This is a genomic window from Streptomyces sp. CB02959 (assembly GCF_002803155.1).
Classification (GTDB): Bacteria; Actinomycetota; Actinomycetes; order Streptomycetales; family Streptomycetaceae; genus Streptomyces.
Genome location: NZ_NNBP01000019.1, coordinates 57,397 through 70,157, shown reverse-complemented (window position 1 = coordinate 70,157; position 12,761 = coordinate 57,397). Strand labels below are relative to the sequence as shown.

The 12,761-nt window shown below is 74.2% G+C and carries 6 protein-coding genes; 2 read left to right on the top strand and 4 right to left on the bottom strand.

From position 1 onward, the window contains the following. Positions 1-69: 69 nt before the first annotated feature. The 4 genes from CG747_RS27865 to CG747_RS27850 all read right to left on the bottom strand — a co-directional run bounded on the left by CG747_RS27865 (position 70) and on the right by CG747_RS27850 (position 5,686). Positions 70-1,005, bottom strand: coding sequence for an LPXTG cell wall anchor domain-containing protein (locus CG747_RS27865; RefSeq protein ID WP_100604603.1), 936 nt, complete (start codon positions 1,003-1,005; stop codon positions 70-72). 335 nt (positions 1,006-1,340) lie between these two features. Next, complete coding sequence (gene prfB / locus CG747_RS27860) at positions 1,341-2,447, bottom strand: peptide chain release factor 2 (RefSeq protein ID WP_100604602.1); 1,107 nt, start codon at positions 2,445-2,447, stop codon at positions 1,341-1,343. 125 nt (positions 2,448-2,572) lie between these two features. After that, the gene (locus CG747_RS27855; protein ID WP_100604601.1) at positions 2,573-3,877 is read right to left on the bottom strand and encodes a serine/threonine-protein kinase; all 1,305 of its coding nucleotides are present in this window, start codon (positions 3,875-3,877) and stop codon (positions 2,573-2,575) included. Between the two features lie 180 nt (positions 3,878-4,057). Then, on the bottom strand, positions 4,058-5,686 hold the full coding sequence (locus tag CG747_RS27850; protein WP_100604600.1) for a serine/threonine-protein kinase: 1,629 nt from the start codon (positions 5,684-5,686) through the stop codon (positions 4,058-4,060). Between the two features lie 535 nt (positions 5,687-6,221). Here CG747_RS27850 and CG747_RS27845 point away from each other — a divergent pair. Together CG747_RS27845 and CG747_RS27840 are read left to right on the top strand one after the other, a co-directional pair. Beyond that, complete coding sequence (locus tag CG747_RS27845) at positions 6,222-10,322, top strand: FtsK/SpoIIIE domain-containing protein (protein ID WP_100604599.1); 4,101 nt, start codon at positions 6,222-6,224, stop codon at positions 10,320-10,322. Between the two features lie 1,071 nt (positions 10,323-11,393). After that, positions 11,394-12,728: an ABC transporter substrate-binding protein gene (locus tag CG747_RS27840; protein WP_100604711.1), complete on the top strand. Its 1,335-nt coding sequence runs from the start codon at positions 11,394-11,396 to the stop codon at positions 12,726-12,728. Positions 12,729-12,761 lie beyond the last annotated feature (33 nt).

Here is a 12,761-nt window from a genome sequence, read left to right as displayed (position 1 = left end):
CACCCGTAGACGCCCGAGGGGCCCGGGACGCTGTGCGTCCCGGGCCCCTCGTCGTGTGCCGCGTCAGCGTCAGGCAGCCGCCGCGCCGCCGCCGTTCTTGTTGATCAGACGGGGCAGGACCCGGAAGCCCACACCGCCGGCGATCATCGTGGCCGCACCGATCAGCAGGAAGGTGGTGCCGGACGAACCGGTCTCCGCCAGCTGCTGACCACCCTTGGCCTGCTGCTTGGACTGACCCGGGGTGTCGACGACCTGCTCCTTGCCCTGACCGGGCTGCTCGATCGGCTTGGAGCCCTCGTTGTCGGTGCCGGTACCGGTGCTGTCGCCGCCGGTCGAGCTGCCGCCGCCGGTGCTGCTGCCACCGGAGTGACCACCGGTGCTGCTGCCACCGGAGTGACCACCGGTGCTGCTGCCGCCGGTCTGGCCGCCGGAGTGGCCGCCGGTGGACTGGCCACCAGTGTTCTCGCCACCGGAGGTCTGGCCACCGGTGGTCTGACCGCCGGAGTTCTGGCCACCGGAGTTCTGACCACCGGTGGTCTCGCCACCCGAGGTCTGGCCACCGGAGTTCTGACCACCGGTGGTCTCGCCACCCGAGGTCTGACCGCCGGAGGTCTGACCACCGGTGGTCTCGCCACCGGAAGTCTGGCCACCGGAGGTCTGACCACCGGTGGTCTCGCCACCCGAGGTCTCGCCGCCGGTGATCTCGCCACCCGAGGTCTGGCCGCCCGAGGTCTGGCTGCCGATCTCGCCGCCGGTGGTGTCGCCGCCCGTGGACTCGCCGCCGGTGGACTCGCCACCCGTGGACTCGCCACCGGTGGAGCTACCGCCGCCGGTCTCGTGGCAGAACAGCTTGAGCACGTCCCACGGCTTGCAGACCATGCCACTGCCCTGAGCCTGACCCGTCTCGGCGGCCGATGCCGCGCCGGCCGCCGTGAGCGACGCACCGGCCGCGATCACCGCACCGGCCGCAATGCGCGCAACGCGCAGCCGCGTCTTCTTCGTCATGTACTGCTACCCCCAGTAGCTGAACTCGTCATTGGAGCACCGCCGCACGGGGCAACGACCGATGGGGGTGTGCACGCCACGGCCGCGCACTCACTGCGGGCCATTCGCCTCCCCGTTCTTGCACGCGCCCCATGACACACGCATGCCGCGCTCAGCCTTCCCAGTTCTCGGAACATCGTCAAGGCCGAATAAAGGCTTGATGCCTGAATTGTCATGAGGCGGGCGATACATGGACGTACGACTGTGACCTAACCGCCACCGCAAAAAACAACTGCCCCCCGAAGGGAGGCAGTTGTCGGGACGTTCCGCGGGCGTTTGTCCGCTTGTGTCGGTGGTTACTTCTCCGTCTGCTTGCGCCAGCGGATGCCGGCCTCCAGGAAGCCGTCGATGTCGCCGTCCAGCACACCCTGCGGGTTGCCGACCTCGAACTCCGTCCGCAAGTCCTTGACCATCTGGTACGGGTGCAGGACGTACGAACGCATCTGGTTGCCCCAGGAGTTGCCGCCGTCGCCCTTGAGGGCGTCCATCTTGGCCCGCTCCTCCTGGCGGCGCCGCTCCAGCAGCTTCGCCTGGAGGACGTTCATGGCGGTGGCCTTGTTCTGGATCTGCGAGCGCTCGTTCTGGCAGGAGACGACGATGCCGGTGGGGATGTGCGTCAGGCGGACCGCGGAGTCCGTGGTGTTGACGCCCTGGCCGCCGGGGCCCGAGGAACGGTAGACGTCCACCCGCAGATCGCTCTCGTCGATCTCGATGTGGTCGGTCTGCTCGACGACCGGCAGCACCTCGACGCCCGCGAAGGAGGTCTGGCGGCGGCCCTGGTTGTCGAACGGCGAGATGCGCACCAGGCGGTGCGTGCCCTGCTCCACGGAGAGCGTGCCGTAGGCGTAGGGCACCTGGACGGCGAAGGTGGTCGACTTGATGCCGGCCTCTTCGGCGTACGAGGTCTCGTAGAGCTCGGTCTTGTGGCCGTGGCGCTCGGCCCAGCGCAGATACATCCGCTGGAGCTTCTCGGCGAAGTCCGCGGCGTCCACCCCGCCGGCCTCGGCGCGGATGCTGACCAGGGCCTCACGGGCGTCGTACTCGCCCGAGAGCAGCGTGCGGACCTCCAGCTCGTCGACCGCCTTGCGGACGTCGGTCAGCTCGCTCTCGGCCTCGGCGCGGGTCTCCTCGTCGCCCTCGGCCTCGGCGAGCTCGAAGAGCACCTCAAGGTCGTCGACGCGGCCGCGCAGCTCCTCGGCCCGGCGCAGCTGGCCCTGGAGGTAGGACAGCTGGCTGGTGATCTTCTGCGCGTTCGCCGGGTCGTCCCACAGGGACGGCGCCGCGGCCTGCTCCTCAAGCACGGCGACATCGGCCCTCATCTTGTCGAGGTCCAGGACGGCCTCGATCGACTCCATGGTCGAGGAGAGGGACTTCAGCTCTTCGGATACATCGACGACTGCCACGCACCCAGCCTAACGGCTGCCACCGACAATGTGCCCCGGCCCCGGCGACCGGACCGGGGCGGGAGGGCGGAGCGGGGGCCGGCGACCGCCTCGCGCGGGGTTCCCGCGGCGGCGCCAGCCCCAGGTCACGGGGCTGGATGCGGCCGGTGCACGCCCGGCGTGGCGCCGCCCCCCTCGTCGCCGCCCGAGGCCAGCAGACCGCCGGCCGTGGCCGCCACGACGACCAGGGCGGCCACCCCGACCACCTTGATCCGGCGGCGGCGCACCGCCTCCGGCGACGAACGGTGCCGGGCCGAGCCCGCCCGGCGCTCCCCCGCGGCCCGCGGGGCGCGGGCGGTGCCGTGCGCGCCGCCGGCCAGTTCGTCCGGCTCGGGGACCCGCATGCTGGTGTGCGTCTCCCGGTTGGAGTCCGGTTTCGCCCCCTGGACCAGGGGGACCGCGCCGCGCGGCGGCCCTTCGGGCGCCGCCGGCGGGTAGTGGGCCTCCTGGCGGGAGCCGGTGGGGGCGCCCTCCGGGTCGTCGGCCGGCTGCTCGTCGCCGGGCTCGTCGATGTCCAGCGGCGGCATACCGGCCAGACCGGGCAGGATCTCCCGCAGCCGGGCGGCGAGTTCCGGGGCGCGCAGCCGGGAGGCGGGCGCCTTGGCCAGGCACTGGAGCAGCAGCTGCCACAGTTCGTCCGGGATGCCGGGCAGCGGGGCGACGCTCTCGGTGACGTGGCGGCGCAGCACCGCCCCGGGGTGGCCGCCCCCGAAGGGCGTGAAGCCGGCGAGCATCTCGTACAGGACGGTGGCCAGCGCGTAGACGTCCACCGAGGCGCGCGGCGGCAGCCCCTCGATGATCTCCGGGGCGAGGTAGTCGGGAGTGCCGATGACCTTGGCCGAGCGCAGCGGGCCGGAGCTCCCCCCGGCCGGCGGCTGGGAGAGGGTCCGGCGCGGGGAGTCGACCAGGCGCGCGATGCCGAAGTCGGTGAGCAGCGCGGGGTGCGCGCCACCGGGGCCGAGCGGGCCCTGCATGTCCAGCAGGACGTTCTCCGGCTTGACGTCGCGGTGCACGATCCGGGCGGCGTGCGCGGCGGCGAGGCCGTCGGCGACGTCGGCGGCGATGGCCACGGCGGCCTCCGGGGCCAGCCGCCGCTCGCGCTCCAGGCGGGTGCGCAGATCGGTCCCGCGGACGAGGTCCATGACGAGCGCGAGGTCGGCGCCGTCGACGACGAGGTCGCGGACGCCGACGATACGCGGGTGCTCCAGGCTCAGCAGCGCCGCCCGCTCCTGCACGAAGCGGCCGACGAGCTCCTGGTCGGAGGCGAGGTCCTCACGCAACAGCTTGATGGCCACGGCCCCTTCGGGACCCTCGCCCAGCCATACCGTGCCCGCACTGCCGCGCCCCAGGATCTGGTGGGCGGTGTACCGGCTGCCGATCTTCCGTGCCAAGACTGCTCCGACGTGTCGGGCCCCCGAGCGTCCTGCGGGGGCTGAGGTTGGCGTCAAAGCTACGCGGGCGCCAGAGGGTTCAGTGCCCCCAATGGCGGCAACCGTCACTTCTGTCCGGGAATTCACCGGCCGGAAGTCGACAAAGAGACGATGCCGCCGCCGCTCCGTCCGTACGGGTCGTCAGCCGCCGATCTTCTGTACGAAGTGCTGCACGCTGGCGAAGACGTCACCGATCTGCTGGAAGAAGCCCTTGGTCGTCCCGATCCACTCCTGGAGCGGGGTGAACTCCCAGATCAGCCAGGCCGCCACGAACAGCAGCAGCACGGTGAACAGGCAGCCCTTCAGGCAGCCCAGACCGGGGATCCGCATCGGGTTGGCGCTGCGCTGCCGCGGCTCGCGCCGGGGCCGCGGCTCCCGGGCGGGCGGCGGGGCCGGCTCGTAGCGCTGCGGCGGCGGCTCCTGGCGGCGCTGGGGGGCCGGCGGCCGCTGCTGCTGGGCGTACCCGGCCTGCTGCCCGCCGTACTGGGGCGGCTGCTGCGGGGCCGGGCGGCGCTGCGGACGGCGGCGCAGCGGGTCGTCCTGCGGGTCGAGGTACTGGACCTGGGTCTGGTCGTTGCGGTCGCGGGCGGCCCGCAGCTGGGACTCCCACGGGTGCGGGCCCTCGGGCTCCGGCGGACCGCCGATGGGCGCGCCCATCGGCATCGGGGGCACCGGCGGCATCGCACGCGTCGGCGCCGGGCCCTGGCCCCCGGGACCACCGGCACCGGTCGACGGCAGCACGCTGGTCGCCGCGCCCGGGTCGTAGGAGGACGCGTTGGTCGGCAGCACCTGGGTCGGCGCGGCGGCGTCCGTCCCCTGGGAGCCGTCGCTGGTGCCGGGGACGGTGGCGGGGTCCGGGTCGGGGGCGAGCAGCGCGGCGACGCCCAGCGCCGCCTGGGCCTGCTCCGGGGTGGCCTGCGCGCCGATGCCGGACGCGACGGTGCGCAGGGCGCGCGCCAGGTTCTCGGCGCTGGGGCGCTCCTCGGGCCGCTTGCGCAGGCAGCGCTCGACGATCGTCCACATCGGCTCGGGGAGCGAGGCGGGGCGCTGCGGCTCCTCGGCGAGGTGCCTGTGCAGCACCTCCAGGGCGGTCGCCCCGGCGAACGGCGGACGGCCGGTGAGCAGCTCGTAGAGCAGGATGCCGGCGCCGTAGATGTCCACGGCGGAGGTCTGCGGGCGGCCCTCGGCGGACTCCGGCGCCACGTAGGCGGGGGTGCCGACGAACTCGTGCGTACGGGTCAGCCCCGGGGAGTCGGCCAGCCGGGCGATGCCGAAGTCGGTCAGCATCGGGTGCATCTCGCCGCTGCCGTCCGAGCCGGCGAGCAGGACGTTGGCGGGCTTGAGGTCGCGGTGGACGACGCCGTCGGCGTGGCTGGCGGCCAGCGCGTCGGCGATCTGCGCGGTGAGCAGGGCGGCCGCCACCGGGCTGAACGGGCCGTTGTCGCGCAGGTAGCGGTGCAGGTCGGGGCCGTCGACCAGGTCCATGACGAGCGCCAGCAGGTCGCCCTCGACGACCAGGTCGCGGGTCCGGACGATGTTGGGGTGGGTGAGCCGCAGCAGGACCGAGCGCTCCCGCAGGAAGCGCATCACCACGTCGGCGTCGGACGCCAGCTCCTCCTTGAGGACCTTGATCGCGACCGTTTCGCCGGGCTCCCCCGGGACGGCGGCCTCGGCACCCGCCGCCTCCCTCTGGCGGGCACGCCAGACGGTGCCTGTGGCGCCGCGTCCCAGCGGCTCCTCAAGCAGGTACTTGCTGCCTACCGGCCGCACGTCATGCGCTCCCTGGTCGTGGTGGATCCTGGCCTGGCCCGCTGGGTCAGCTCGCGGCCCGTCCGCCCCACTGTAGTGCCGTCGCACAAACATCTCGGTGCGCCGGACGGCGCGGGGCTCCTCGGGAAGACGCCGGTTCCGGGTGGTTGGTTGCCCGTATTCCGGACGCCGCCCGGCCCGGCCCGTACGGGGAACCGCGGCGTCCGCGTCAACACGGCCGGAACCCGCTTCAGCGGTCCGGGTGCCGTCCACCACTGATCACTTCCACGGCAACCGATGAGCGAAATCGGCCGGTTCGATGCACGTAAGTAGGCAGTTTTCCGCCGCCGGCCGACCAATCAAGATCATTAATGGGCGGTCGGCGGGCGTGTTGTCAGCGGCAGGTGCGAGGATGCATCCCAGCACGCACGCGGTGGGGGCGCGCGGTCACTGTCGTGACGTGCATGGGACATGTCCGTGCCGACGTGCCCGGGGTGCGGTGGGGGAGCGAGCGGAGCCCCTGCCGGATTCCCGGCAGAAGGGACCGTTGACGGCGATGCAGATCCGGCTGACCGTCCTCGGGCCGCGCAGCGGCCACACCACGCGGGCCTGCGACGTCCTCGTGACGGCCCCCGCCGGGACCGCCCTGGCGACGGTCGCCGGCTCGCTCGCGGCGTCCGTGGCGGGCACCGGCGCGGACGTCGGCAGCACCGGCAGCAGCGCCCCGGTCGTCCTCTACGCCGGCACCGAGCGGCTCGACCCGCAGCGCGCCGCCCTCGGCGAGCCACCCCTGATCGACGGCGCGGTGCTCTCCCTCCAGGGCCCCGGCCCCGCCCCCGCGCACGGCCTGCCGCACGGCTCCGCACGGCTCCGCGTCGTCTCCGGCCCCGACGCCGGCGGCGTGCACCTCCTGCACGGCGGCCAGATCCGCATCGGCCGCTCCGCCGACGCCGACGTCCCCCTGGACGACCCGGACGTCTCCCGCCTGCACTGCGCCGTCACGGTCGAGCCCGACGGCGCGGTGTACGTCGCCGACCTGCGCTCCACCAACGGCACCGCCGTCGACGGCACCGAACTCCACGACCTCGCCGTCCCCCTGCCGCCCGGCGCCCTGCTGCGCATCGGCGAATCGGCGCTCCGCCTCCAGTCCCCGCCCCGCACCCCGGACCCGGCCCTGGACGCCACCCCCGACGGGGAGGGCCACCTCCGGGTCGCCCCCGGCCGGGTGAGCCCCGCCGCGACGGCCACCGGCGCGACCACGTCGGGCGCCCTGTACGCCCACCACGGCCACGAGCCCCCCACCTCGGCAAGCTTCGCCCCCTCGATGACCGCCCCGGCGGCCCCCGAGAGCCGGCCGGACGCCGGATCCGGGCGCCGGGACACCCCGCTGCGCGGCGTTCCCGCCCCCGCCGCGTGGGCCCCGCACGGTGCCGACGAGCCCCTCGACGCGCCCGGGGCCCACACCCCGGGACCGGCCGGCCCGTCCCAGGACGGCCTGTTCCCACCCGCCGCACCCGCCGCGCCCCGCCAGGAGCCAGCCCCCGCCGCATACGCACCGGACCCGCACACCCCCGCGACACCCGGCTCCGGACCGGCACCGGACGCACCCCACGCCCCGACACACGCCGCCTACGGGAACGGCCCGGGCCATCCCACGGCGGACTACGGGACACCCACCGGCCACGACGCGGTGCCCGGCCACGGCGCCGCGCCCGCGGGCGGGCAGACCCACGGCGGACAGCAGTACCTGGTCCCGCCCGACCCGGTGACCCGCAAGGCCGGCCGGCGCGGCGGCATCGGCGCCTGGGCGCGCCGGCTCGCCGGCGGACGCCCCGCGGTGGAGCCGTACGACCCGTCCCCCGAGACTGCGTACGGCGACGAGCCGGCAGCCACCGACGACCCGTCCGGTACTACCGCCGGCAGTATCCCCGCCCCCGTAGGCCCGGCCGCCCACGAACGCTGGCCGGACGCCGCCGCCATCCTGCTCACCGCGCTCGGCCCCGGCCCCCGGCTCTGGGAGCGCGGCCCGGGACACCCGGACGCACTCACCGTCCGCCTGGGGACGGCCGAGCGGGACGGCGGCCGCACCGTCACGCCCGTCACCGTCGAACTCCGCCGGGCCGGCGCCCTCGGGCTCGCCGGCCCGCGGACCCGGCTCGTCGGCCTGGCCCGGTCCGCCGCCGCGCAGCTGGCCGCGCTGCACTCCCCCGGGGCGCTGGAGATCGTCCTGATCAGCACCGACCGGGCACACGCCATCGAGGAGCGGATCACCGACTGGTCCTGGCTGGGCTGGCTGCCGCACGTCCGCCCGGCCCGCGGCCAGGACTGCCGCCTGCTGCTCGCCTACGACAAGGAGCAGGCCGCGTCCCGCACCGCCGAACTGGTGCGACGGCTGGACGACGGCCCACTGGGCCCCGGCTGGCCCAGTGCCGACCGCGCCGAGGTGGCCTCCGTCGCCGCCGCCCACCAGGGGCCGCACACCCTGCTGATCGTGGACGGCGACCCCGGCTCGTCGGCGCTGCGCGAAACCACCGCACGGCTGGCCGCCGGCGGCCCGGCGGCCGGTATCCACGTGCTGTGCCTGGCCGAGACCCCGGCCGCCTCCCCCGCCTTCCCGCTGGCCGCGACGTACGAGGCGGCGCGCGACGCGTCACCCGCGTTCGGCGAGTGCGGGGCGGTGGCCGTGCTCAGCGGCGACGTCGCCACGGCCCTGCGGGTGGTCCAGCCGGGCTCGGGGCCGAACGGCACGGTCGCGACCGTGGACGCGGTCTCCGTCGCCTGGGCGGAGCGGTTCGCCCGGGCACTGGCGCCGCTGCGCGAGGCCGAAGCGGGCGCCGGACCGGGCGGACCGACCGCGCCGCGCGCCGCGGTACCCCTGCCCGAGTCGGCACGCCTGCTGGACGAACTGGGGCTGGCCCGCGCCACCCCCGCGTCCCTGATGGCCCGTTGGGCGGCGGCACAGGACTCCGACCGGCCCGGCGCCGCCGCGGTGCTGGGCGCCGGACCGCACGGCCCGGTGGTCGCCGACCTCGCGGCCGACGGCACGCATCTGCTCGTCGAGGGCGCCGCGGCCACCGGCAAGACCGAGCTGCTGCGGTCCCTCGCCGCGTCGCTGGCCGCCGCGGACCGCCCGGACCGGCTGTCGCTGGTACTGGTGGACGGCGCCGGCACCGAACGCGGCGAGGGCCTGCGGGTCTGCACGGAACTGCCGCACGTCACGACGCACCTGGCCGCCTCGGACCCGGTGCGGATGCGGGAGTTCGCCCAGGCGCTCTCCTCCGAACTGAAGCGGCGCGCCGAAATACTGGCCGGCACCCCCTTCTCCGAGTGGCGCACCAAGCACCTCCCGGCCCCCCGCATCATCGCCCCGCGCCGCTCCACCGAAAGCACCTCGACGCCCGGCGCCTTCACCCCCAACCCCGCCACGTCGAGCGCCCGCACGTCGAGCGCCCGCACATCCGGCGCCGCCGTGGCCAACGCCTCCACGGCCAACACCTCCACCGCGAACGCTTCGGCCGCCAACGCTTCCGCGTCCGCTTCCGCTTCCACGCCGACCCATCGCACCCCTCCCGCGCCTCGCCCCGCATCGGGGCCGTTCAGCTCGTCCGGCGCGCCCGGCTCTTCCGGATCACCCAACTCATCCGGATCGTCGAACCCGTCCGGCTCGCCCGCCACACCCGGCTCACCTGGCTCACCCGCCTCACCTGATTCATCCGCCACTCCCACCCCCTCCACCCCACCCTCCCCCTTCACAACGAGTAACGAATCCCAGGAACAAATCACTCTCCGTAATCGTTGCCGTAACAAGGAAGACAGCAGCGGCACACCGGCCGACCCCACGGACCCCTCCCGCACGGGCACACTGCGCCTCCGCACCCGCCCCGGCGCCGCCCCGACCCAGGGCCCCGACCCCACCGGCACCCTCGGCGATGCGCCGACCCACCGGACCACCGGCTCCGCAGGCGCGACGGGCAGCGCAGGCCCGACCGGCGCGCCGGGCCCGGCAGGCGCGACCGGCACGGCGGCGTCCGCGGCCTCGGCGGGCTCGGCGGGCTCGACCGCTCCCGACCGGACCGCATCGCAGGCGGCGGCAGCCCCATCGGCCGTCCCGCCGGCCGCTCCCATGTCCCGGCTCTTCATCCTGGTCGACGACTTCGACGCCCTGGTCTCCCCCGCGTTGGGCAGCATGGGCCGCCCGGCCGCCGGTTCCGTGGTGCGCGCCCTGGAGGCGGTGGCCCGGGACGGCGCGGCGCTGGGCGTGCACCTGATAGCCGCCACCGGCCACCCTGATCGCACGGAAGGCACCGCGACCGCCGAACGGGCCGCCCTGCTGATCCAGTTGGGCGACGCCACCGACCCGTCCGAGCCGACGCCGCCCGGCTCCGAGCCGGTACCGCCCGGCCGTGGTCGGCTGCACCGCGCGGCGGACGGCACGTCCACGCCGTTCCAGGCGGGGCGGGTGACCGGGCGGATACCCCGTACGTCCACGCTGCGGCCGACCGTCGTGCCCCTGGAATGGCAGCGGATGGGCGACCCGCCGGCCCGGCGTCCGCTCCGGGAACTGGGCAACGGCCCGACGGACCTGGCACTGCTGGCCAGCGCGCTGCAGCGGGCCGCGCAGTCCTCGGGGGCACCGGCGGGGCCGTCGTTGATTTGAGGACGGCCGGGACGGTCGGGATGGTTGGGGCGGCTGGGACCGTGGGGACGGTCGGGGCCGTTGGGGCTCTGGGGACAGTTGAGGCCGTAGGGGCCGTAGGGCCGTGGGGGTGGTTTTAGGCGCTTGCGGGGCTGCCGGGGGGCTTGTGGGCTGCCGCTGGTGGGGGCTTAGGACGGGTGTCGGGGCGGGGCTGCGGCGGGTGCGGGTAGCGGAGCGGTAGGCGGTTCCCGGGCTGGTGGTGAGGGCGGGGCGGACCGTAACAGGCCCATCACGAAAGGGGAGTTGGCGTGGGTGGCGGTATTGCGGAGCCGGTGGCGGGGGCGTAGGACTGTCGCACGTGCCGCGGCCTCGGTCTCGGTCTCGGTCTCGGTCTCAGGGTGAGCGCAGACGTGGGTGGTGGTGCGGATGCGGCTCCGGCGAATCCGGCGAATCCGGTGGGAACGGCAGGTGCCGGTGGGGCTGGTAGGCGCTGGTAGGCCAGTACGGCTGGCACGGCCGGTAAGGCAGCAAGCGCAGTAGTAAGCGGTAGGCCACGGTGCGGCGCCGCGCGTGGACCGGGACGCGGACCGGATGCGGACCGGATGCGGACCGGATGCGGACCGGCGGGGCGCTCGGGGCGACTGCGTCGGCTCCACGGCACCACGAGCACCACAGCACCACGAGCACCACGAGCACCACAGCACCACGAGCGCCACGGCGCTCGCCCGGACGGCGCGGCGCGGCGGCACTCAGCACTCAGCACTCAGCACTCAGCACTCAGCACTCAGCACTCAGCACTCAGCACTCAGCTGGATGGTACGGCGCGACGGCACGGTAACCACGGCACTGGCGGACGCGGAACGGTTCGGTGGCACGGCACCGGCGTGGGCGGGCGGGACCCGGCCGCACCGGGCGGGGCCGTTCGCGGGCGCTGGATCAAGGGGCTACGGAAGGGCTACGGGGATGCGCAGACGAGTCGACCGTACGGGGACGGGCACGGGGACGGGCACCGGGAGCAGCCGGAACGCGAGGGGCGGGAAGGCGAGCGGGCGGAGGGGGACGGGCCTCGGGGTGCGCGGGCGGGCTGTGCGGGTGGTGGCGGCCGGGGCGGTGCTGGCGCTCGGGGTGGCCGGGTGTGGGAGTGGGAGCGGAAGTGGGGATGGGGGGAAGGGGGCCGGGAAAGGGAGCGGGGGTGCGGCGCCCACGGTGGCGTTGCCGAAGTTGAGCGGGCAGCGGCTGCAGGTGACGGCGGTCTGGACGGGCGCCGAGCGGGACAACTTCACCAAGGTGCTGGCGGAGTTCGAGAAGCGCACCGGGGCGAAGGTCGACTTCGTGCCCAGCGGCGATGACATGGCCGGTTTCATCGGGTCCAAGATCGCGGGTGGTGGGCCGCCGGACGTGGCGCTGCTGCAGCAGGTCGGGGTGTTGAACGAGTTTGCGCAGAAGGGGTGGCTCAAGCCGCTCGGGGCGGACGCCAAGGCGCAGTTGGCGAAGAACTTCAGCAAGGGGTGGCGGGATCTGGGGGCCCACAAGGGCACCGAGTACGGGGTGTATTTCAAGGCCAGCAACAAGTCGTTGGTCTGGTACAACGCCAAGGTCTTCGAGAACGCCGGGGTGTCCGAGCCGAAGACGTGGCCGGAGTTCCTGAAGACGGCGCAGACGATCTCCGAGTCGGGTGTGGAGCCGGTGTCGGTGGGCGGGTCGGATGGTTGGACGCTGACCGACTGGTTCGAGAACGTGTACCTGTCGCAGGCCGGGCCGGAGAAGTACGACCGGTTGGCGAAGCACGACCTGAAGTGGACGGATCCCTCGGTCAAACAGGCGCTGACCACGTTGGGGCAGTTGTTCGGCCGTAAGGAGCTGTTGGCGGGCGGCAATGCGGGGGCGTTGCAGACGGACTTCCCGACGTCGGTGACGCAGACGTTCACCGGTGGTGACGCGCCGAAGGCGGCGATGGTGTCGTCGGCGGATTTCGCGGCGGCGAACATCGCGCAGACGAAGGCGAAGGTCGGGACGGACGCGAAGGTGTTCCCGTTTCCGGCAGTGGGTGCCAGGTCGCCGGTGGTGACCGGTGGGGATGTGGCGGTGGCGCTCAAGGACGGCAAGGCGGCGCAGGCGTTGCTGACGTTCCTGGCGTCGACGGACGCGGCGGGGATCTGGGCGCGGGCGGGCGGTTTCCTCTCGCCCAACAAGGAGTTGGATCAGGCGGCGTACGCGGATGACGTGATGCGGAAGATCGCCAAGGCGTTGGTCGCGGCGGGTGACGACTTCCGGTTCGACATGTCCGACCAGGCGCCCGCTTCGTTCGGTGGCAAGCCGGGGCAGGGTGAGTGGAAGGACCTGCAGGACTTCCTGAAGAGCCCGGGGGACGTGGCGGGTATCCAGCAGCGGTTGGAGCAGGACGCGGCGAAGGCTTTCGGGCACTGAGGTGTCCGTGCACGACCTCGTTGGGTGAAGTAC

Coding starts and splice junctions, on each gene's coding strand:
- CG747_RS27845 (WP_100604599.1), top strand. CDS start 6,222: ATGCAGATCCGGCTGACCGTCCTCGGGCCGCGCAGCGGCCACACCACG.
- CG747_RS27865 (WP_100604603.1), bottom strand. CDS start 1,005: ATGACGAAGAAGACGCGGCTGCGCGTTGCGCGCATTGCGGCCGGTGCG.